The following is a 21,815-nucleotide window of genomic DNA, read 5'->3' as shown; positions in this document are numbered from 1 at the left end:
GTGACACTGGAATCTTAGTATATGGAGTGTGTAGACCTGTGTGAGTATCGTCGATGAGCTCTCTCACCACCATCGTCGTCTCCGCCGAGGATTTCCCGCTCGGAGAAACGCTTTCGGGTGGGTCCAGTATTCATCTTCGACTCGATCGAGTTATTCCACTCGGTGAGACGTTTATCCCTTATTTTTGGGTCGCAGACGGTACGGTCAACGATCTCGAACCCGCGTTGCGAGCGGATACCGATATCAAATCGTTTGAAGTTGTGGACACCACTAACGGCGAATCTCTCGTTCGCGCCGAGTGGGCAGCGGAGATGCGGGGACTCCCCAGTGTTGTAGCCGAAACCGGCGGTGCTTTTCTCAAAGCTGTCGGCAAATCCGATAGCTGGACGATTCAACTGCGGTTCGACGATCACAAAGAGCTCGCTGCTTTCTATCGACTGTGTTCTAAGCGTGGAATTTCGATTACCGTCCAGAGCGTCCACAATCCCCACCTTCCGAACGATATCAACTCCGGGTTCGGGCTCACTGACGCACAGCACGAAACGCTAGTCATGGCGCTCGAAAAGGGATATTTCGATGTTCCCAGACGAATCAACCTCGTTGACCTCGCTGATGAGATTGGCGTCTCGGACACAGCAGTTTCACAACGTCTCAGACGCGGTAATGCATCACTCCTCAGGGCTGCCCTCTTCGAACGAGGTAATGAGCCACCAATCGGCGATGAATGAACCTCTCGCCGGCTGCACGAATCTAGCGCATCATCCCACGAGAAATATACCCGTGTCTGCTTCTCGATGCGTATTCAGACATCGCTATCGAACTCGAACGGCTCACACTACTTCAAGAAGGAACCAGTCCTTTGTTCTGGATGTATGGAGCAATCCCCAAAGCAGCTGAACTGCCTGATGGATGGTTCTCAACCAAACTTCGAATCGTCCTGACAGCGCATCACACGATTGGATCGGGACAGTCTAACACGTGATGACGATCGGACAGAGATCGAATGATATTAGATAAGAAACAGATCCAGCTTGTGAGTGCGAGTAGACGCTCATCCTGTTCATACGAACATTCGTTTCTGTGCCGTTACACACCGAGGTGGGCGTCTCGAATCTTTTCACTCTCTCGAAGTTCGCTTGCGGTCCCCTCAAAGCGGTTCGTTCCCATGTCGAGTACGTACCCATGGTCGGCGATTCGTAGCCCGGCTTTGACGTTTTGTTCGACGATTAACACGGCGGTGCCGGTCTGTCTAATTCGTTCGATGTGGTCGAACGTTCGGTCGATGAGCCGTGGTGCTAGCCCTGCGCTCGGTTCGTCGATCAGGAGGACGGCAGGATTGGGCATTAGCGCCCGCACCATTGCAAGCATTTGACACTCGCCGCCGCTTAGCGTCTCTGCGCGCTGTTCGGATCGCTCGTTCTTCGTTCCGGACGGTTTCAGGTTTGGTGAACACGCCCAACACCGACTCACTCATCTGATTCATGGCTGCAAATCTGATATTCTCCAGCACGGTCATCCCTTCGAAAAGCCGTGGCATCTGGAACGTTCGCCCGATGCCCTGTCGTGCGATCTCCGTCGAGGACTGGCCACTGATCTCCCCGCCCTGAAACAGCATCCGTCCGCTATCTAGGGTGTAGACTCCGGTCACCACATCGAACAGCGTCGTCTTTCTCGCACCGTTTGGTCCGATGAGTCCGGTTATCGACGCAGCCGAGACGTCGAACGCTGCGCCATCAATCGCAGTCAGTCCACCGAACGTCTTGATGACCCAATCAACGGTGAGCAACGGATCGGTCACGGTCATCACTCTCTCTGGTCGTAACGATCTCGTTCGGATTGCCAAGTAAACCCGCTGGCCGATAGCGAACGACCAACACGAGCAACAGACCAATAACCACGAAGCGAAGGCTCGGGATCAACGACGGATGGCCCTCAATTTCGGGAAGGAATCGCGTCGATTTTCGGAACGCGATGAGCAAGAACGCGCCGACGATCGCGCCTTTGTTCGACGCGGCCCCTCCAAGGAGCAGTGCCATCCACACGAGGAAGGTCACGAGCGGGACGAACTGTCCTGTTACGACGCTTCCGACGTAGTGAGCGTACACTGCACCGGCCAACCCTGCAATAGCACCGCCGATGACGAACAACTGCAATTTTACGAGCGTCGTTTGCTTTCCGAGCATCTGTGCCGCCTGCTCGTCCTCACGGACGCCCTTGAGCACCCGTCCGAATGGAGCGTTCACGAATCGTTCGAGACGGTGCGGAAGATGTGGTTCCCACCGACGCTGTCTAACTCGGTCGTTCCAGCTGTCGGGGTGACAACAGGGACGTTATTTTCTACGATGAGATCTTTGACGCCAGTGAATGTGAGGTTGGTCGGACCGATGAACGCCCGAACATTTTCGTCGTTGATGCGTTTGCGTGCCGCTGTGACGCTGGCGGCAACCGTGGCCTCGGTGTCGCCTTTGACCAACGTTATTGATTGTCCGTCTATTCAATTTCCTTGATTGATCTGATGAACGGTCATTTTCGCAACCGGAAAGACGTTTGCGCCGCCCTACGAGTACTCATCGGCAAATGGAAGCAACACACCAATGGGAATGCCCGACCCCCTCCTCCGGTTCCACCGGGCTGTGACTGTGTGTTGTGGTTCCCTGTGATCGATTCCGCGCTATCATTACTATCAGTTGTACATCCAGCTAGCACACCGGCTGAGACCATCCCGACAGCACCGAGGAACCCCCGACTGCCAATGAGTACCATGTTGGTACTCAATTAGATCGTTTGAACATAAAACGTGTACAATAGATACTTACAACCGTTCGAATCCGCTAGTTTCGACCAAGATGGATATCGCAATTCTTGGAAGCGGGGCGATGGGGTCGTTGTTTGGTGGTCTTCTCTCGGCAGACGGTCACGACGTGACACTGATCGACGTGTGGGAAAAACACGTCCACACAATCAACGAGAGCGGATTGACGATCACCGAACTCAACGGAACTGAACGGACAGTCGATGTTCCCGCTGTTTCCGACCCCGACGCAGCCGCTCCGGTTGATCTTGTGGTCGTCTTCGTAAAGAGCACCGACACGAAGACAGCCCTTGCGGATGCCGAACCGATACTGGACACTGCCGACGTTCTAACACTCCAGAACGGACTCGGTAATCCTGAAACCATCGCTGAGTTCGTCTCCGAAACGCAGATCATCGCCGGTGTCACAGCTCACGGTTCAACGTTAGAAGCTCCCGGTCACATCAGCCACGCTGGCGTTGGTTCGACGTCTATCGGTCGGTATTTCGATGAGAACGATCCGACCGTCGAGTACATTGCAGAGGCGTTCAGCCGTGCTGGTATCGACACCGAAGTCACAGACGACATCCGAGACGCCGTCTGGGAAAAAGTGCTTGTCAACGTCGGAATTAACGCCAGCACAGCGCTTTCGCGCGTACAGAACGGGCGTCTCGCAGACACCAAACCAGGCACACGACTGCTGCAAGCCGCCGTCACCGAGGCGATTGCAGTCGCACGCAGCGAGGGACGAACCGTCCGTGAGGACATCGTTTCACACGTCAAGGCGGTCGCTGAAGCAACTGGCGCGAATACGTCCTCGATGCGCCAAGATATCGAGGCGGGACGACAGACCGAGATCGAGCGACTGAACGGTGAAATCGTCCGATTGGCAGACCAGCACGACATCGAGGTTCCGATCAACCGAACGATGGCCGACCTCGTCCGATTGGCCGAGCGATCGGACGAACTACCTTAGCACTACTCTGGTCTCGCGTTTCGAGATCATTGATTGATTCTGCCGACTCTACTCCACAGCGAAAGCTAGCTTCAGACGGTGGAATCACACAACGGAACTACAGAGATCTTATCGTCAAATAGAGCGGAGCATTGGCAGTACTGTTGAGCCGTCTCGTAGAACGATGTGATGTGATGTGATGTGATGTGATGTGATGTGACTGGGTTGCTGATTGTGTTGTTCGGCTTTCGTAGCTATACGGTGGGGCTACGAGGTTTCGAAGAGAGGATGCCGGCACTCGTACTATGCGTGTCCAGAGATGCACTCTGTGTCGCTGATGCTGTAGACATCCCAGAACGAGGCGTGTGCCCGATCAGGTATCGATTCGGCGTCCCAATCACGATTCGGACTGACAAACGAACACTCCGATGCGTGTCTTCTCAAATACACTGTGATTAATCGTAACACACAAATAGGATCTGGGAAAGGTACTATATAACATGGTGGGTATTGACAAACGATCGGTAGCCGGAGGGGTGGTATGATAGTTTCGCCACCCACTGGCATACCTAACGCAGTACTGACTGGTATCGTGACTGGAAGCATCATCGCGATGGGTGCAATCGGATTAGCGCTGGTGTATAGTATCGCAGAAGTTCCCAACTTCGCACACGGTGAGCTACTGATGGTTGGAGCGTTCATCGCGCTGTTCGTGAACAAGCCCGGCTCAGTGCCGCTCTTCGGGGCGCTGGCGACTGGACAACGCTCCGTCGGTATCGGGGGATTCGTCGTGCTGTTTCTGCTGGGCGGGCTCGGTGTGCTCGCGATACTGTATCTCCTCGGTGGACGGAGTGCATTGCGTGGTTCGTGGTGGCCAAAGCAGCCGCCAGCGGGCGTCGCATTCGTGGTGCATCTACTGCTGGCCACGGTTGTTGGGGCCACCGTCGCTGTCGGTGTCCCGTCCATTTGGGCAGGACTCTTGCTGGCAGCCGTTCTCGTCGGTGTTATCGCACCGTTGACCGAGAAGATCATCTACCGAAAATTCCGCGATAAAGATGCGGAACTCGCGACGATGCTCATCGTTTCGCTTGGTGTTTCATTCATACTCAGGTTCGGGACGCAGGCAATTTACGGTGGGGGATCTCGCAACTTCGCGCTGCCCCCGGTCTCGGAGATCTTTGGGTCTGCTGTGTACGTGACCGCTGCGAAGTTTTTCGACTTCTACGTTACGGCCTCTGGGCTCATCTTACAGCTTCGTGACTCTGGTCCGACCGCAGAGGAGGGTCTCAACAGCGTCCCCGTGTTCACCGTCGGCTACTCGTGGCCGGTCATCGTGGTGCTTTCGCTGTTGGTCATTGGACTCACCGTTGGCGCATTCGTCTACCGCAAGCGTATGGCTGGTGGTTACACGGAGGCACAAACGATTGGTCCGAAACTCGCAGGCGTTATCACGTTCGTCGTCTCACTGATCGTTCTTGGATGGCTCCTTGCTGGGAGTCGGACTGTTCCACAGACTGCTGCTGACTTCGTTTACGCGACCCGATTTCGCGTCTTCCCGTTGAAGATGTTCATTGTTCTCATCGCGCTGTTGATGATGGCGTCGCTTCACGTCCTGTTACAGGAAACAAAGCTCGGGACAGCAATGCGGGCCTCATCGGACAACCTGAGTCTTGCAAAGGTAACCGGCATCAACACTGATCGCGTGATGATGGCGACGTGGATCATCGCAGGCGTGTTCGCGGGCATTGCGGGCGTTCTCCTCGGTCTGACGCTCGCACGCGTGCAAGTCAATATCGGCTTTTTCCTGCTGTTGCCGATGTTCGCCGCTGTCATTCTCGGGGGCATTCGCTCTATCTACGGCGTTATCATCGGTAGTTACGTCGTGGGACTGGCGATGGATGTCGGATTCACCGTCCTCCCAGTGGGGAACAACTACCGCGTCCCGATCGCTTTCGTCGTACTGTTCATCGTACTGCTCGTCAAGCCGGAAGGCATCGTGGGGGGGAACTGACATGGCGATTTCCGGAAGTCTCGTTGCGTTCGGAATCTCGGTTGGTATCTTCGCTATCTTGGCGCTGGGAATGAACATCAAGTTCGGGTACACTGGCCTCCTCGAAATCGGCCACGTGGCGTTCTACTTGCTCGGTGGGTATATGACCGCCCTGCTGGTGTTGCCGCCAACGTCGCCCGGACAACAGTACATCCTCGGCCTTGGACTGCCGTGGATCGTCGCAATCGTACTCGCATCGCTGTTCGCTGGAGTCATTGGAGCACTCGTCTCCCTTCCGGCTATCAGGCTCCGTGAGGACTACCTCGCTATCACGCTGCTCGGGATGGCATATATCGTCCAGCAGCTGTTTCGGTCGGAGCGCTGGTTGGCCAATGGCCCACGCGCGCTGGCCGGATTCGAGCGTCCATTGAACAACCTCTTCCCGGTACCCGGGGAGACGTTGGGTTCTGCAATCGTGTTTGGCGTCTTGGTGGCGCTGTTCTGGATGGCAGCAACGTACGCGCTCGCTCGTCTACCGAGCATCACGAAATTCGACAGTGCTCGAAGGATGATCGCGAACGGCACGTTCGCACTAACCACACTCGGTGTGGGCTACTTCTTCGGTCGACGCGCCCACAAGGCGGACAATCAGATGGTCAATGTGCTCATTGCTGGGTTCCTCGCTGGCGTCATCGCAACGGTTGCGACGGTTGTGACGCCGGCTGCAATCAACGAACTCATTGCCCTGGTGTTCGTCGGCACATTCTCGCTGTTCACGTGGGTGTACGCGTACGTCAGCGTTCGACGCTACTTTTCCGAAGCGACCGCATCTGACGCACTCTACGGACTTGCACTGACGGTGCTGTTCTTCGTCTCACTCGCCCCACTCATTGTTCTCGGGAACGACCAGAATGAGATGACCAGCGCCATCGGGATGCTGCTGACCGTTGTACTCCTCGCGGCGTACGTCTACGGATTAGTGTACCTTAGCCGGAACTGGGACCGATACGGATCGGATAATGTCAACGTGGTCACGATCGTCGGAATCGGCGCTGTTTGGCTGTTCATCGTCCGGTACTTCGGGGTGTCGCTCATCTCACCGTTACAGAATGGCGGTGTGGGGAGTGCAATCCTCAGCACGTTCCAGAACCTGATCTGGATGCTGCAGTTCCATCAGAGTCTCGGCATTGTCATCGAGTACGACCGCTTCCTACTCGTGATGGTGTTCTCAACGCTCGGACTGATGTACTATCTCTCGGAAACGGCGGTACAGTCGCCGTTCGGTCGTGTTCTGAAAGCGATTCGTGAGGACGAGGACGTCGCTACGGCGCTTGGTAAGAACACGTTCACCTACAAGGTACAAAGTATGGCAGTCGGGAGCGCTATTGCAGGATTTGCAGGAGGCCTCACCGCGATTCAGTTCCAGTCGCTGACGTGGTCTATCTTCCGCATGGACGTGACGTTCTTCGTCCTGCTGATGGTCATCATCGGTGGCACGGCGAACAACCGGGGGGCGATTCTCGGGTCGGTCATCTTCTGGAGTTTCTCCCGGGCGACGTCTGATCTCGCGGAGTTCTTCCCAGCAGCTGCTGGGTCATCGATTCGGGCGCTTCGGCTCGTTATTATCGGTGCGCTTCTCATCGTCATCCTCTACTACCGACCGGAGGGTATCTGGGGTGAGGAACACCGAACAATCGAGGTGGATTCAGAATGACCGCACTACTGAATGTCGACGAACTGCGCAAGTCGTTCGGCGGCGTCACCGCTGTTGATGGGGCGTCGTTCGATGTCGAAGAAGGGACCGTTACTGGTCTCATCGGCCCAAACGGTGCCGGCAAAACGACGACGTTCAACCTCATCAGTGGGTTCTACGAACCCGATGGTGGCGTCATCAGCTATCGAGGCACCGACACGCAGGAGATAATGCAGCCAAGCAGCGAAGAGAAGAATATCTGGTACGGTGCGTCTGGAATGACGTTCGGTGGGATTGCCTTATCGGGCGCTGCCTACTACGGACTGGCGACTCCGATGCTCGCCGGTGCAACTGCTGTTGGTGCTGGCATCGGTGCTGCTGTCTACGCCGGACAGGAGCGCTACAAGGAAGCCTCAGAGCACACCTACACTCGTCCGTTCCGCCTGGCGAACGAGGGATTGGTCCGGACGTTTCAGATCACTCGTGAGCTAAAGGGGATGACTGTCCTCGAAAATTTGATGCTCGCAAAGAAAGAACAGTCGGGCGAGAACCTCCTGAACGCTTGGTTCAGACAAGGAGCCGTTGCGAAAGAGGAGTCGGATCTCCAGCAGGAGACCTACCAGATGCTTGAGTTCCTCGAAATCGATCACCTTGCCAACGAAGAGGCGGGGAACTTGAGTGGCGGGCAGCGCAAACTCGTCGAGTTGGGCCGTGTGCTCATGATGGAGCCTGATCTCATTCTCCTCGACGAACCCGTTGCTGGCGTCAACCCAACCCTGACACAAAAACTCATCAAACGTATCCGCGACCTCAGAGCCGATGGATACACGTTTCTCATCGTCGAACACGACATGGAAGTCATCATGAACCTCTCTGATACAGTTATTGTCATGAGCGAAGGCAAGAAGTTGATGCAAGGATCGCCGGACGAAGTGCAGTCAGATGAGCGCGTTATCGACGCGTACTTGGGGGGATGACAGATGGTACTACTCGAAGCCCGTGATATCGTCAGCGGGTACGGCGATGCCGAGATTCTGCATGGTGTCTCGATCGACGTCAACGAGAATGAGATCGTCTGCATCATCGGTCCGAATGGCGCTGGCAAATCCACAGCGATGAAGGCCATCTTCGGTCTCATTCCGTGCTGGGAAGGCTCTGTCACGTACGACGGAGAAGACATCACCGCGAACCGTCCGGACGAAATCACGCGCAAGGGAATGGTGTACGTTCCACAGACCGAGAACGTCTTCCCGAACCTCACTGTCGAGGAGAATCTCGAAATGGGCGCGTACATCCTCGACTCCGTTCCACAGGAAACTCTCAACGAGGTGTACGACCAGTTTCCTGTCCTCGATGAGCGTAAGAATCAGCGTGCTGGAAGCCTTTCGGGGGGACAGCGACAGATGCTTGCGATGGGTCGGGCGCTGATGGTCGACCCCGGCCTATTATTCGTCGATGAACCCTCTGCGGGACTGGCTCCCGACCTCGTTGATGAGGTGTTCGATAAGATCGATGCTATCAACGAGTCCGGCACTGCCGTCCTCATGGTCGAGCAGAACGCTCGCAAGGCACTCAGCCGTGCCGACCGCGGCTATGTGCTTGAAATGGGAGAAAATCGCTTCGAGGACACCGGTGAAGCGCTCCTCGGAAACGAGGAGGTGGCCGAACTGTATCTTGGTGGAGGCGGCGGTGACAGTGGCAATGACGAAGACGAAGACAATGCCAGTGTCGATGACGATGGACCCGAGGAAAGCCAAGCAACCGGCTCCAAGTCGTAACACCCACTCCGTTACCCACCAAGAACATCATACTGCACCGCACTGCACTGCACTGCACTGCACTGCATCGCTTCCGAATTCGTGTCTCGTTCCCGTCGCGCTTTCTTCGTGGTATGATCTCTGTTGGTTTGTGAAGAGTACCGGTCATCTCACGTGCAGTCGAAAACTGTGTATCGGTAATCAGAACCAAGCACCGAAGATGTCGTCAGCTGTGGATTGGGTTAGACTTTTCCTTCGAAGAACGATCGCGGAACCGTCTTGACCGACTTCACAGTCGCATTATTCTCGACCTGGAGGATTGCAAATCGGTTGAGTGGTTCGAGATTCTTGTTCAGATCAACTGGACTGGATGCGCCTGCGTAGTTGATGGCTTTGTCCTCATCCAGCGCTTTCTTCGCTTTGTCGAACTCACCGACAGTGACTGTTTCGCCGTCGGGTCGAGAGATCGACTGAATGTTCTGTGCGATCGCAGTTCCCGACGCCTCGCCCGCCTTGTGAATAGCGAGTCCCATGAGGAACGCAGCGTCGTAGGAGTGTGGCGAGAAGACTTTGGGTTCGCCTCCGAACGCCTTCTTGAACTTGTCTGCACCTTTGGTTGACTCGGGGTCGGGTGAGGAGACGTACATTCCATTCACGATGTCCGGAATCTTGCCGAAGAACTCCGTCGAGTTGAGTCCCTCGCTGAGGACCCAGTTCCCCCCGTAGCCCCCACCTTTCCACGTTTGGAGGATGGAGCGGCCGGACTCTGGGTAGCCGACGAACCCGACCGCGTCCGGGTTGCCCTTGAACAGCTTATCGAGCGTCGACGTATAGTCGGAGGTTTTCGAACTGTAGGGGACCAGCTGGAGCGTCTCTCCGTTGAAGTTCTCCTGTGCTTTCTTCGCCAGTCCTTCCCCGTAGGCGTTGTTGACGTGGAGGAATGCGGCCGACTTGGCATTGACGAACTCGTTCATCGCCATCCCCATGATGATACCCTGCTGGGAGTCATTCGGCGCGGTGCGAGCGAAATACTTCGTGTCGTCTGGGTCACCGAATCCAAGATTCTTTAGTACAGGACTCGTGGATGCTGGACTGACCTGCATTACTTGATCACTCGCAATGGTCTTTGCCAGCGGAACAGAGACACCGGAGGACGCTGCCCCAACGAAGCCGACAATCTCGTTCTCACTCACGAGTGTTTCGTACTTGTTCTTCGCCTTCTGGGCGTCTGTCTCGGAGTCCTTCCCCGAATGTTCGACGGTACGCCCAAGCGGCCCACCTGCGTCGTTCATATCCTCGACTGCGAGATTGACTCCTTTCTGCATCCCTGAACCGAAATCAGAGAGGTCACCAGTAATGGGAAGGATTGATCCGAAGTTGATGGGACCACTACCACCGCTTCCTGTGAGTCGGTCAACACAGCCTGAAAGCCCAGTGAGGCCGATCGCACTCGCAACTCCAACCGCTTTTAAATAGCCACGCCGTGATTGTGTGTGCCTATCTGCCATACAACTGCGTCGTTAGTAGCGGGGGTTATAACACTTTTGCTCTGACAAACACGTTCGGTCTGGTCATACTACTGTGAGTGTCGAGGAACTCGTGTTGTTCTGGCGATCGATTCGTGGAATTGCCGCGTAGGCCAAAAACCAAAGCAGCGTGCTATGACTAACGTATCACTAATATCAGCTGCTTGCATGAGTGAGCGATCCTTCGACAGACCGATCACGAAGCGGTTGAGAAAGAAGCGTTTCGTACACCGCTTTTCCATCGACTACACCACGAAGACTAATCGCTGGGTTGACATCAACGACGAAGAGCGCATCATCGCCGACGAGATCAACTTCGAACAGCTCCATGCCCATCAGCTGGCGGATCCGTTCGGCAACCGATCTGAGCTGTGGCGTCACTGCACACTCTCGGCACCTGTCGTGAGTGGGATCGATAGCGACTGCCCGAACGGCTTCACCTGCACAGTGGAGCTTGATCTCTCTCGTGTGAGGCACATACTTCTGAACGAACTGCTGGCCAGTGAAGTCGGGATCGTCGTCAAAACGCAGTATCTCGTGATCTCCTGATCCTATCTCGTAGCGGGATTTGACGATCACTGGTGGTTCGAGCTCGATTTCGGTCGCTCGTCCGTACTGTGACTCGGGAACGCGGATTCCTATCTCGGCCAACTGGCGCGTGCAGGCGAATCGATCGGCGAGCAGAACAACCCCTTCGTACGGATTAATTGTCGGAATCCCTGCCCGACAGGCGCGACCTAAGTCACGAAGCGACGCGGGTTGCTGGCGGGCCATATGATACAGATCGATCCGCTCATTCACCAAGTCGGGATGATCGATCTGTGGGTCCAACCACCGCACATCCGCCCACGTGGTGAGATCGGCAAACACGTCGGTTTTCAAGGGATTTGCTCCCTGTGACGGATAGGAGAGGGCAATCGTCACCATGCGATCACAAGACCATAGGAATATATAGCAATTACTACTAATATTGTGTTGAATATACACAAATGATGATGGATATCGTGAGGTGAGCGGAAAAATCGTGATCGATCAGACTGTGTGTCAGTATTTGCTCCCATCACGGACTACTCCGTGGCAGTCGTATCCGCGCGAAGACCTTCGATACAGCCGATATCACTCAGTTGCAACTCTCTCTTCGTAAGTTCAGATGCAAGTATCCGACCAGTGAGCGATTGATTTGCTATCAAATTGCTTGACTAATCAATTCGTGTCGGGCACGTCATAGGTGCCGCCGACGGAACAGTTTTCTCTCTCGATGCCCACGGAGTATGCATGTCATCATCACACACTCATACAGGTATCTATGCTGAAACACTCGCTGTCTTTGAGCAGACTACTCATCCGAATGAGCCTCTCACCTCACCAGAGATTGCCGACGCTCTCGATTGTCCCCGTCGGACCGTATACAAACGACTCGAAACACTCGCCGATCGAGGTGCGCTCAGGACGAAGAAAGTTGGTTCCAGCGCACGAGTCTGGTGGCAACCACGGTCTACTTTGATAGGACCTCCCGAACCGTCAACGTTCAATCGGAGCGAACAACAGTGGCTCGAAGACGATTCACAAACGACTAATCTACGGTATGAACGCCTCGTCGAGCAAAATCTCGTGGGGATCTGTATCATTCAAGATGGAGTGGTGAAGTACGTCAACCCAACATTTACTGACATTCTTGGCTACACTCAGGACGAAGCGATCGGACAACCGGTGCTTGACTTTGTGGCAGAGGAGGAACGAGACCTCGTCGCCGAGTACGTTCGACAGCGTGAGCACGGCGAAATCGACGTTATCCGGTACGAAGGTCGGGGAAAGCACGCAGACGGTACTGTCGTCGATGTCGAAATCCACGGAGATCTCATTGAGTACGAGGGCGAGTCAGCGATCCTCGGGACATTGGTCGATATGAGTGAGCGCAAAGAGCGCGAACGAAAACTCGAGAAGTCCGAACGACGCTATCGGACACTTGCAGAGCATTTTCCGAACGGTGTTGTTTCCTTGTTCGACCACGACCTCCGGTATACGCTCGTTGCGGGGTCAGTCTACGAAGACACTGATACGTCTCTCGAAGGGCGACACGTCGGCGAAACGGCATCGAACGCCAAAGAGCGTCTCGAAAAACACTGTCGCGCTGCGTTGGCGGGCGAAAAACGGACGTTCGAGATCGAATTGGAGGATCGTATCTTCAAAGCGTGGGCACTTCCGGTGGAAGACGAGACTGGCTCGGTGTTTGCTGGGATGATGATGGCACAGGACATCACCAAACGCAAAGAGCGCGAGCGCGAGCTCGAAGATTATCGGACTGTTGTCGAGAACGTCCGCGATGGAGTGTATATGACCGACGCCGATCGTCGGTTTACGATGGTCAACGAGGCCTACTGTGAGTTGACCGGTTACTCGCGTGATGAACTACTCGATGCGCCTGTTTCTCTGGTAATCGATGACGAAGAGACATCATATTCTGCGGAACTGATTCAAGAGTTACGTACGGGAGAGCGCAAGGTTGCGACCACCGCAACGTATCACTACACCCCCGACGGAGAGCAGATCCCTGTGGAGAACCGATTCACGATCCGCTCCGATGACGATACATATCACGGAACGACCGGCGTTGTCCGGGATATGACCGACCGCATCGAACAAGAACGGGAACTACGGGAACAGCGCAATCAGTATCGTCGTCTCATCGAATCCTCGCCTGCACCGATTGTCATCTACACTGCAGACGGATCGATCGCGTATATGAACGACGCGGCCACCGACCGGTTTGCAGTCGATACAGCCGATGAGGTCATCGGCAAGTCTGCCATCGATTTCGTCCATCCAGACGACCGTCCCGAAGCGGCCGAACGGATGCGACAGATCATTGCGGAGCGAAAAGCTACTCCGCCGAAAGAAACGGAGGTCATCGACACAAACGGCCGGATAAAGCACACTGTCCTCACCGGGATACCGATCATTCACGAGGGACAGCCGGCTGCACAGGTTGTTATCAACGATATCACCGAACGAAAACAGCGAGAGCGCCAGCTTGAGCAGTACGAGCGGATCGTCGAGACGGTCAACGACGGCGTCTACGTTGTCGACGACGAGAAGTGCTTTACGATGGTCAATGAGGCATACGCCAAGATGATGGGCTATGACCGCGAGGAGTTGCTCGGTGAACACGTCTCGTTGGTGGCCGACGAGACGGTCATTACCACTGCTGAAGGAGCCGCACAGGAGATGAAGATGGGGAAGGACGGGCCGAAGGTCGAAGCCAATCTCCAGCGTGCCGACGGTGAATCGATCACGGCGGAGGCGACGTTCTCGCTCTTACCGGGCGACGATAGCCACGAACGAGTCGGTGTCGTCCGCGATATCACCAAACGCAAAGAGCGCGAACTCGAACTTGAGCAGTACGAAACGATCTTCGAAACGATCGACGACGGTGTATACATTATCGACGACGATCGTCGGTTTACGATGGTCAACGAGGGATACGCTGAGATGGTCGGTTACGACCGCGAGGAACTGCTCGGCGAACACGTTTCGATGGTGGTTTCCGAATCAACCGTCGCCACTGCTGGGGAGATTGAACGTGCGATGAAGGATGGTACGCACAACAGACCGAAGATTGAAGCCGATCTCCTGCGAGCCGACGGTGAATCAATCACGGCGGAGGCAACGTTTTCACTCCTGCCTGGGGACGATACCAACGAGCGCGTTGGCGTCGTTCGGGATATTTCCGAGCGCAAGAAACAAGAACAGCAGCTTGAACAACAACGACAGGAGCTTGCAGCACTCAATCACCTTCAGGCAGTCGCATTGAACGTTAGCGATCTCGTGCTGGAACAGTCTACACGGAATCAGATGGAGCAAGGTGTCTGTGAGCGCCTTGCAGCGTCAAATGTGTACGATTTCGCCTGGATCGGTCACACTACTCGAAGTGGTCAGGAAATTACAGTCCATTCAGCATCAGGATTATCCGAGGAGCTGGCTGAGACTCCTGTCTCACTCGATATGGACGATCCAACGCAGAGCCCGATCACGCGATCCCTGAACACGAACTCGTTACAACTCTCTCACACGGTTTCAGGGGACCCAGTTTGCGAACGATGGTGTGAGGTGAGTGGATCACAAGATTATTCGGTCATTGCAGTTCCAGTCGCCTACGAAGGCAGATGTTACGGCGTCTTAACCCTCTATACGAAGCGCTCGTCGATCGTCGGTGAGATTGAGAAAGTAATTATTCGGCAACTCGCGGAGATCGTTGGCCACGCAATCACTGCGATTGAACGGGGGAAATCGTTACTGGCAGATCGTGGTATCGAAGTCGAATATCGGTCTGCAGCGTTGGCTGAGCCGTTCATTTCGAAGGCTGATGGTGACATCGACCTCTCGATTGATCGGGCTATCCCCGTCGGTGACGACGGATTCCTTTACTATTACACGATCGAAGGACTCACCGCCGACCAGTGTATCGAGCTCAATAAAGAGCTTCCAGCAGTGACAAACATTCGTGTCCTCTTTGAGGATGATGATTACGTCCGTGTTGAGATACAGACGACTGGCGAGACAGTGGCATCAATTTTCGCAATGTTCGACGGTCGAACAAAAGTCATCGAGATCATAGACGACGAGTTGCGAGTCGTCGGCGAACTTCCGGAGACAGCTAACGTGCGTGCAGTGACTGAGGCGGTAAAGAAAATGTACCCTGATATGGAGTTTGCCGGCCAACAGTATGTGAATCGCCAGCAGCTCCCACCGGGAGAGTTCCGGACCGTGGTCGAAGATTCGCTCACAGATCGTCAGCGAACCGTACTCGAAGCAGCATGCTACTCTGGATTCTTTGATTGGCCCCGCGAAAGCTCTGGTGGAGATGTCGCCGATTCTCTCGATATCAGTTCTTCGACTTTTCATCAACATCTTCGAAAAGCTGAGAAAAAGCTTATGGATGTGGTATTTGCCAACACCTAGCATTATGTCAACCTCATATATCCGCCATTCAGATTATGGCACTTCAGGAATATCCTCTAAATGCTATGAGCTGTAGGAAACGACTGCTGTCTGGGGGGCCATCTCCCCCTAATCGATCGGTGATCCTCGCCGACTCACGCCAGCGACGGATACTCGCTCTGCTACTGGCGCAGTCTGATCCGATACCAGAGGACGCCCTTGCTAGTCAGCTTGCAGTGCAAAAGGCAAAAGCAGAGGACCTCCCATCGTCGGTAGTCCAAGAACTTCATCGGCAGATTCGGATTGATCTGTATCACCGTTGTTTGCCGGAATTGGAGTCGGTCGGGTGGATCGAGCGACAGCCAACTGGGATTGTCTCAACTGAGCAACTCCCCGTTGAGTGTGTCGAAGAATCGTTCACAGAGGGGGATGGTTCGTGGGAGGCTCTTGCAGCCCTTCTCGTACGCCCGCGACGACAGCGCGTCGCATCGACGATAGCCGATCACACCCAACCACTTTCACTCGAAGAACTCAGCACTGCATTGACGGCCTCTGAGCAATCTTGGTGGACAGCAGGCGGAGTTGACGATGAATCCATGCTCCCCACGATACTACACCACATTGATTTGCCAATACTAGAAAATGTTGGATTAATTGAGTACAATAGTGATGAGAAAATAATCACTCAACAACAGCATCTTGAGATGGTTTTAGACCAGGCGGATGTTGCTAACGGTTCGAACGATACCGCGACGACCGATTCTTAGTTCGTCGTCACCCGTCGCGTCTGGGGAAGAACTAAATCTGTTTAGGATAAATAATAAGATGGAAGTGTGCAGAATGGACGAAAAACACAAAGAAGTCTACAAAACGCACATTGAGGGGAAAGAAAGCGCTAGCGAGGCTGTTTTGCGGGCCGTCACAACGGCATCGAACCAACCGATACTAGATCTGCCACCGCTTGCTAATTCGATCGATCCCGATTCGTTGGATCAACTGTTTGCGTCCTCACCGGCACCTGATCTGCTTCAGTTTCGCTATGAAGCGTATCTTATAACAGTCGAACCGGGCCATGTGCGCATTCAGACGGACTGACGAACCAGAAGGCGATACAGTAACGAAATCAGACAGCGCCAGCCTCACTACCTGCCCGGTCAGTTCTTTGCATGATTAGAGATTCAGTAGTATTACAGCCCTCAACCGTTTGATTCTGGGTCACAATCTCGGTCTCCTTGGTCGTTCACCGAGTAGTGTATCCGGTGTGGAACCGAACATCGTTGTAGTGCCATGTCTGACACCCTCGATTCCACGACAGTCGCCGATTCGGTCGAACGGCCGGTTATCCTCTTCGATGGTGTTTGCAACCTCTGTAACGCGCTCGTCCGATTTATTGTTCGGTTCGATGCATCGGGGACGTTCCGGTTTGCGCCACTCCAATCGACGATTGGACAGGCGCTACTCGACGAATATGATCTCCCGACCGAGGATTTCGATACGTTCGTACTTATCGAAGATAATGAGTGCTACACCCGATCGACTGCTGCACTGCGAGTCTGTCGGACTCTCGATGGTCCGTGGCCACTTCTTTATCCACTCGTGTACGTTCCCGAAATGCTACGAAATCCTGTGTACCGAGTGGTAGCAACGCATCGGTATCGCTTGTTCGGTCGGAAAGACGAGTGTCCTGTCCCCAGTCCAGAAATCCGAGAGCGGTTTGCCGAGCGCGCACTCGATACAACATAACGTATGCTACTCAAAGAATCGATGCGTTCGATTGACGATCAGTAACCGGATAGGATCGGGCACTGTTCTTCGTTCACTCATTCTCGACTCTACGAAAGACGAATCATTGTGCGGGGACGAGGAACGATACAGAGTTGTCAATAGGATTTTATTTATGACAATCGGTCGATTACAATGAATGATATAAAATTTCTACACTGATGCATGATTTGTGTGATTCTCATTAGTTTAGGAGGGCGAATTCTCTATCACGATCGGAATATCGCTCCTGAAAACGAATCGACGAACGAAAGTATCTGAATGTCACATGTCTCTGTATCTCTACTCTGTGACGAAGATCATGTTCTCTCATTCGAGGCGATTAAGATGATACTGAGTATGACGCTGTATATCCAGCAGACGTGCCTCCAACATCATACGAATCGCCTATACGTGCTACGTTATCCCATCCCGAACTCTCTGTAGCGAATCGTACGATTTTAGAACCTATACATTGATCATTAAGAATACAATCATATTCGTGCTGTGGATCACTCTATCTTCTCGGAATTATCGCAAGACTCAAAGATAGATATTAGTACAGTTGTTTTTCACCAATACGATCCAAGTACCAAATGAGCGTATCAAGACACTTTGGTGGTCTTCTGTAGTAATTGACCACCGAACGACACTATCTCAAAATTTCATGTCTGGTGAATGAGTATGATTTATTAATTTAATAAATCATACATCTTCGTGAATCCCGAATCAGTATTTGCTACATTTGAGACGTGAAGACACATGCACATCCACCCAATACGAGTATCGAATCAACGTACGTGCTGTGGTCCACGACGTCCGATGAAAATAGAACAATCGATAATTGTTCTCCCTTCTTCGGGGGTTGTCTCACGCGTGCTCACGGTATGGTACCAGGAGGTAACCTACTTACCTCTATCACAATGTACACTTTTCACCAGTCACTGCGTAGCATAATACTGGAGGTCCTATCGAGAGATGGCCACAGAAACACAAACACGGAGAAAAACCGAGGGGCTTACAGCCAGCGACTGGGCCGCTGGTGCCGTCGGTGGGTTCATCGGGAGTATCCTATTCGGCCTGATCATGCAGTTCGTGATCCCTGTACCGTTACTCGAAATGGCGATTCCCGCGATGTACGGTGTCGCAGGGCCAGCGTTGCTAGCGGGATGGGTGTTTCATCTATTCCATGGCGTGGTCCTCGGTCTGGTGTACGTAGCACTCGTTCAGCTCAAACCGCTGCGTGAACCGGCACGACACATCGGTGGTGCTGTCGGTCTCGGAATCGGCTACGGCGTACTAACAACGATCGTCCTCTCTGGATTTGTGATGCCAATCTGGTTGGCAGCTGTCGGCTTCCCAGCCGCACCGCCACTTCCCAACTTCGCGCTCCCCGACACCATCCTAACGCTCGTCGGTCACATCATCTATGCTATTCCAGTTGCACTCGCGTATGCGGCGATCGCGCGTGAGTAACTGTCTCCATCTTTTGTCGTTCGGTGCCACGGTAGCATCACTGGAGGCTTGTGAGATGATGGGGACAACGCGGACCTCTCAGCGAACAGAACTGATTCAGTCGCTGGCGAGATGCAGCGCAGAGAAAAATCGGTCTGAGATGCTGTCAAACAGCCAATCGGACAGCTGCCCATCGTCAGAGAGTGTATCCGCAAAGATACCGAGTGGGAGCTGTGCACCGGCCATATCCCGATGTCCCCCTGCGCTTCCAACGTCACTGAACGCTTTTTCGAGTACCTCACCGAGGTGGAGCCGCGGATCGATGGATCGGGCGCTGAGTCGCACTGTGTCGTTGACGATTCCTCCAACGAGCACCGTATCCACCCCTTCGAGATTCAACAGATAATCGGCTGCTTGCGGAAGTGCATCACCCTCTGTCGTCTGTCCGGCATAGGTCACTAGACTCGATCCTCGGACCTCACGGTGTCGGATTGCTTCGCTGATCGCGTCGAGTGTTGCAGGCGTATACGCCGCACCGTAGAGCTGGCTGATGAGCTCGCTATCGACGTACGGATATATAAATGAAGCAGCCTCGTATTCCCGTCTCGTCGGCATTCTAGCATGATCGAGCCGCTCACGGTGAAGCGCAAAAAGTAACGCTGAGGCGACATCAGGGGATGGTTTGAGGTCCAATTCCCTGTAATACTCGATCATGATCGTCGCTGTCGCACCGTAGTCTGGGCGTCGATCGATGAATGCGGCATCGGAAGCGTCGCTCACAGCATGATGGTCAATAATGATCTCAATATGGAACTCGGCGGAATGGGGGAACGATGGATCAAGATGTGAGTGATCGACAAGCGCAAGCGAAGAGTACTCAGCAATCGATGGATCTGTCGATGGATTGTGGATTGAGATATCAAGCAAATTGATAAATGCTCGGTTCTGTTGGTGGGTAATATCACCGCAGTAGAATAACCTCGTGTCTTCGATATCTTCGGTGGCTGCTATCTCTTCTAAGGCGAGTGAACTTGCGATGGAGTCAGGATCGGGATTCGAGTGACTGATAATCGCAAGCGAACTACACTGTCGAAGTCGCGTGAGTAATTGATGGGTCTCGTCCATAGCAAATCACAGTACGAGCGTCGTTGTCCCCACTATGCCTCTTTTGGCTCGCCGTTGGATCATTCGGTCGTCAACACATGGAACTTCGGCCCTGATACGCATAGATATTCGCTTGCTCGGCAGTAACTGGATGAAACACTGTAATCAAGAGAACGTTCTTCGGGACGGTGTGTGTAATACAGTCGATCTATTTTTCGTAGCACTACTCTGTCGGCTTCAAGAACGAGCGTGGCGGTCAGTCGATTGATTTGCGCTCTGTGTCCGCTCATCTAATACCGGGTTAGTACCGTCTTTCGCATGCTTCAACCGAGTTACGGCGGCCTCACTCGTACAGTTACAGGGCTTCGCTGAGAAGAAGACAGTATGGCAGATCCATTCGTTGTCGTCGGCGGTGACGCTGCGGGGTTGAGTGCAGCAAGTAAGCTAAAACGTGAGGACTCGGACCGAGAAGTGATCGTTTTCGAGCAAGGAAACTGGGTATCCTACGCCCACTGCGGGATGCCCTACTACGTGAAAGGTGACGTCGGGTCACTAACCGATCTGCTCTCGCTGTCACCAGACGATATCGACGATCGGGGCATCGATCTACGGCGACAGCACGAAGTCATTGCGGTAGAGCCAGCAGACAAGACGGTACTTGTCCAGAACGAAACTGACCGGTTTGAGCAGTCGTACGACGATCTTCTCATTGCAACGGGAGCGCATGCGGTGTCTGCCTCTATTGATACTGGCTATAGTGGTGTGTTCACAATGCACAGTATGGACGCCGCGGCGGCGCTTCGAACGTACCTCACTTCAGCAGACGGTGTTCGGCCTCCAGACAATGATTCCGTCGACACAGATCGACTCGAACAGTACGCTAGTATGAATCCACCAGAATCTGTCGCGATCGTCGGAGGGGGATACGTCGGTATTGAAATGGCTGAAGCGTTCGGTGCACACGACCTCGATATTCACCTCTTCCAGCGATCAGATCGGCTCCTACGACCGTTCGGCGAAGCGGTTGGAGAGCAGGTTGCAGCGACGCTTCGTGAGAACGATGTCACGCTTCATCTGGGGACTGAAGTCGATGAACTCATCGGAGATGGTCACGTCGAGGCAGTCGCTAGTGATGATGGGCAGATTGCGGTCGATCTCGTTTTGATTGGTATCGGCATCCGACCGAATACGGAACTGATCGCCGAGACAGACATCGCACGCGGCGAGTCTGGAGCGATCGCTACCGACGAGTACGGCAGAACGAACCGGGAACACGTCTATGCCGCTGGTGACTGTGCCGAGATGCGACACACAGTGACTGGTGCGCCGGAGTGGGTGCCCCTCGGTCTGACAGCAAACCGAGCGGGTCGAGCAGTCGGTCAGACTGTTGCCGGGAAGCCGACCCCCGTTGGCAGTGTTGCTGGCACAGCGGTCGTGAAGGCGTTCGAGTTGGAGTGTGGCCGGACCGGCCTTATCGACCACGAACGAGCCACGGATGCTGGTTTCGATCCCGTTTCCGACACGATAACTGCGTCGTCACGGTCCGGGTATTATCCCGGTGGTTCGGAAACGACAGTGACGTTGACCGCAGACCGAGAGACCAACCGACTTCTCGGTGGGAGTATCGTTGGGGCAGACCGGGCTGCGATCCGCATTGACACGCTTGCGACGGCCCTCGATTGTGCGATGACTCTTCCCGAGTTAGAACGTCTCGACCTCGCGTACGCACCGCCGTTCAGTCCTGTCTGGGATCCGATTCTCGTCGCGGCCAAGGTTCTGAACGGGACGCTCTCTGAGTTCTGATCGGTGAACATTCTCGACGAATTCATCCCTATTCTCTTCGGT

The 21,815-nt window shown here is 54.1% G+C and carries 18 protein-coding genes and 1 pseudogene; 12 read left to right on the top strand and 7 right to left on the bottom strand.

What is annotated here, in order from left to right; all coding sequences use genetic code 11:
• Window positions 1-53: 53 nt before the first annotated feature.
• Window positions 54-728, top strand: a complete 675-nt coding sequence (locus MW898_RS07995) for a helix-turn-helix domain-containing protein (RefSeq protein WP_248906056.1) — start codon at window positions 54-56, stop codon at window positions 726-728.
• A gap of 358 nt (window positions 729-1,086) precedes the next feature.
• Here MW898_RS07995 and MW898_RS07990 read toward each other — a convergent pair whose 3' ends face one another.
• The 4 genes and pseudogenes from MW898_RS07990 to MW898_RS07975 all read right to left on the bottom strand — a co-directional run bounded on the left by MW898_RS07990 (window position 1,087) and on the right by MW898_RS07975 (window position 2,494).
• Entirely contained in the window at window positions 1,087-1,233 is a 147-nt protein-coding gene (locus MW898_RS07990; RefSeq protein WP_248906055.1) for an ATP-binding cassette domain-containing protein, read from the bottom strand.
• Between the two features lie 132 nt (window positions 1,234-1,365).
• Window positions 1,366-1,804 (bottom strand): annotated as a pseudogene (locus tag MW898_RS07985) (ATP-binding cassette domain-containing protein); the annotation flags it as partial.
• Window positions 1,773-2,243 (bottom strand): ABC transporter permease subunit, encoded by a 471-nt coding sequence (locus MW898_RS07980; protein ID WP_248906053.1) that lies wholly within the window; start codon window positions 2,241-2,243, stop codon window positions 1,773-1,775. The pseudogene MW898_RS07985 and the gene MW898_RS07980, both read right to left, overlap by 32 nt.
• A complete protein-coding gene (locus tag MW898_RS07975; protein ID WP_309242239.1) occupies window positions 2,240-2,494 on the bottom strand; it encodes an ABC transporter substrate-binding protein in 255 nt (84 codons plus the stop codon). Before MW898_RS07975 ends, MW898_RS07980 begins: the two co-directional genes overlap by 4 nt.
• 352 nt (window positions 2,495-2,846) lie before the next feature.
• Between MW898_RS07975 and MW898_RS07970 the strand changes: the two genes are divergently transcribed.
• The 5 genes from MW898_RS07970 to MW898_RS07950 all read left to right on the top strand — a co-directional run bounded on the left by MW898_RS07970 (window position 2,847) and on the right by MW898_RS07950 (window position 9,207).
• Window positions 2,847-3,767 (top strand): ketopantoate reductase family protein, encoded by a 921-nt coding sequence (locus tag MW898_RS07970; protein ID WP_248906051.1) that lies wholly within the window; start codon window positions 2,847-2,849, stop codon window positions 3,765-3,767.
• A 520-nt stretch (window positions 3,768-4,287) separates the two neighbouring features.
• Window positions 4,288-5,757, top strand: a complete 1,470-nt coding sequence (locus MW898_RS07965) for a branched-chain amino acid ABC transporter permease (RefSeq protein WP_248906050.1) — start codon at window positions 4,288-4,290, stop codon at window positions 5,755-5,757.
• A 1-nt stretch (window position 5,758) separates the two neighbouring features.
• The gene (locus MW898_RS07960) at window positions 5,759-7,450 is read left to right on the top strand and encodes a branched-chain amino acid ABC transporter permease (RefSeq protein WP_248906049.1); all 1,692 of its coding nucleotides are present in this window, start codon (window positions 5,759-5,761) and stop codon (window positions 7,448-7,450) included.
• On the top strand, window positions 7,447-8,406 hold the full coding sequence (locus MW898_RS07955) for an ABC transporter ATP-binding protein (RefSeq protein ID WP_248906048.1): 960 nt from the start codon (window positions 7,447-7,449) through the stop codon (window positions 8,404-8,406). Before MW898_RS07960 ends, MW898_RS07955 begins: the two co-directional genes overlap by 4 nt.
• Before the next feature lie 3 nt (window positions 8,407-8,409).
• Window positions 8,410-9,207 carry an ABC transporter ATP-binding protein gene (locus MW898_RS07950; RefSeq protein ID WP_248906047.1) on the top strand — a complete coding sequence of 266 codons (798 nt, stop codon included), beginning with the start codon at window positions 8,410-8,412 and terminating at the stop codon, window positions 9,205-9,207.
• Between the two features lie 221 nt (window positions 9,208-9,428).
• On the opposite strand, the gene MW898_RS07945 is transcribed toward MW898_RS07950, so the two are convergent.
• Window positions 9,429-10,694: an ABC transporter substrate-binding protein gene (locus MW898_RS07945; protein ID WP_248906046.1), complete on the bottom strand. Its 1,266-nt coding sequence runs from the start codon at window positions 10,692-10,694 to the stop codon at window positions 9,429-9,431.
• Between the two features lie 174 nt (window positions 10,695-10,868).
• Complete coding sequence (locus MW898_RS07940; protein ID WP_248906045.1) at window positions 10,869-11,639, bottom strand: ATP-grasp domain-containing protein; 771 nt, start codon at window positions 11,637-11,639, stop codon at window positions 10,869-10,871.
• Window positions 11,640-11,987: 348 nt separating this feature from the next.
• On the opposite strand from MW898_RS07940, the gene MW898_RS07935 reads away from it, so the two are divergent.
• The 5 genes from MW898_RS07935 (at window position 11,988) to MW898_RS07915 (ending at window position 18,887) form a co-directional block, all read left to right on the top strand.
• On the top strand, window positions 11,988-15,671 hold the full coding sequence (locus MW898_RS07935) for a PAS domain S-box protein (RefSeq protein WP_248906044.1): 3,684 nt from the start codon (window positions 11,988-11,990) through the stop codon (window positions 15,669-15,671).
• A 65-nt stretch (window positions 15,672-15,736) separates the two neighbouring features.
• Complete coding sequence (locus MW898_RS07930) at window positions 15,737-16,417, top strand: DUF7344 domain-containing protein (RefSeq protein WP_248906043.1); 681 nt, start codon at window positions 15,737-15,739, stop codon at window positions 16,415-16,417.
• A 73-nt stretch (window positions 16,418-16,490) separates the two neighbouring features.
• Window positions 16,491-16,745, top strand: coding sequence for a HalOD1 output domain-containing protein (locus MW898_RS07925; protein ID WP_248906042.1), 255 nt, complete (start codon window positions 16,491-16,493; stop codon window positions 16,743-16,745).
• 192 nt (window positions 16,746-16,937) lie between these two features.
• Window positions 16,938-17,393, top strand: coding sequence for a thiol-disulfide oxidoreductase DCC family protein (locus MW898_RS07920; protein ID WP_248906040.1), 456 nt, complete (start codon window positions 16,938-16,940; stop codon window positions 17,391-17,393).
• Window positions 17,394-18,389: 996 nt separating this feature from the next.
• On the top strand, window positions 18,390-18,887 hold the full coding sequence (locus MW898_RS07915; protein WP_248906038.1) for a histidine kinase: 498 nt from the start codon (window positions 18,390-18,392) through the stop codon (window positions 18,885-18,887).
• A gap of 96 nt (window positions 18,888-18,983) precedes the next feature.
• Here the strand turns inward: MW898_RS07915 and MW898_RS07910 are convergent, their stop codons facing one another.
• Window positions 18,984-19,991: a DHH family phosphoesterase gene (locus tag MW898_RS07910; RefSeq protein ID WP_248906036.1), complete on the bottom strand. Its 1,008-nt coding sequence runs from the start codon at window positions 19,989-19,991 to the stop codon at window positions 18,984-18,986.
• Between the two features lie 363 nt (window positions 19,992-20,354).
• On the opposite strand from MW898_RS07910, the gene MW898_RS07905 reads away from it, so the two are divergent.
• Window positions 20,355-21,773 (top strand): FAD-dependent oxidoreductase, encoded by a 1,419-nt coding sequence (locus MW898_RS07905; RefSeq protein ID WP_248906033.1) that lies wholly within the window; start codon window positions 20,355-20,357, stop codon window positions 21,771-21,773.
• Window positions 21,774-21,815: the final 42 nt, after the last annotated feature.

Source organism: Halocatena marina, assembly GCF_023276375.1.
GTDB lineage: Archaea > Halobacteriota > Halobacteria > Halobacteriales > Haloarculaceae > Halocatena > Halocatena marina.
Note: the sequence above shows the minus strand (reverse complement) of the source record. Positions and strands in the feature narration are given on the sequence as shown.

Coding starts and splice junctions, on each gene's coding strand:
- MW898_RS07930 (WP_248906043.1), top strand. CDS start 15,737: ATGAGCTGTAGGAAACGACTGCTGTCTGGGGGGCCATCTCCCCCTAAT.
- MW898_RS07920 (WP_248906040.1), top strand. CDS start 16,938: ATGTCTGACACCCTCGATTCCACGACAGTCGCCGATTCGGTCGAACGG.
- MW898_RS07950 (WP_248906047.1), top strand. CDS start 8,410: ATGGTACTACTCGAAGCCCGTGATATCGTCAGCGGGTACGGCGATGCC.
- MW898_RS07935 (WP_248906044.1), top strand. CDS start 11,988: ATGTCATCATCACACACTCATACAGGTATCTATGCTGAAACACTCGCT.
- MW898_RS07995 (WP_248906056.1), top strand. CDS start 54: ATGAGCTCTCTCACCACCATCGTCGTCTCCGCCGAGGATTTCCCGCTC.
- MW898_RS07910 (WP_248906036.1), bottom strand. CDS start 19,991: ATGGACGAGACCCATCAATTACTCACGCGACTTCGACAGTGTAGTTCG.
- MW898_RS07960 (WP_248906049.1), top strand. CDS start 5,759: ATGGCGATTTCCGGAAGTCTCGTTGCGTTCGGAATCTCGGTTGGTATC.
- MW898_RS07970 (WP_248906051.1), top strand. CDS start 2,847: ATGGATATCGCAATTCTTGGAAGCGGGGCGATGGGGTCGTTGTTTGGT.
- MW898_RS07955 (WP_248906048.1), top strand. CDS start 7,447: ATGACCGCACTACTGAATGTCGACGAACTGCGCAAGTCGTTCGGCGGC.
- MW898_RS07965 (WP_248906050.1), top strand. CDS start 4,288: ATGATAGTTTCGCCACCCACTGGCATACCTAACGCAGTACTGACTGGT.
- MW898_RS07915 (WP_248906038.1), top strand. CDS start 18,390: ATGGCCACAGAAACACAAACACGGAGAAAAACCGAGGGGCTTACAGCC.
- MW898_RS07925 (WP_248906042.1), top strand. CDS start 16,491: ATGGACGAAAAACACAAAGAAGTCTACAAAACGCACATTGAGGGGAAA.
- MW898_RS07940 (WP_248906045.1), bottom strand. CDS start 11,639: ATGGTGACGATTGCCCTCTCCTATCCGTCACAGGGAGCAAATCCCTTG.
- MW898_RS07905 (WP_248906033.1), top strand. CDS start 20,355: ATGGCAGATCCATTCGTTGTCGTCGGCGGTGACGCTGCGGGGTTGAGT.
- MW898_RS07945 (WP_248906046.1), bottom strand. CDS start 10,694: ATGGCAGATAGGCACACACAATCACGGCGTGGCTATTTAAAAGCGGTT.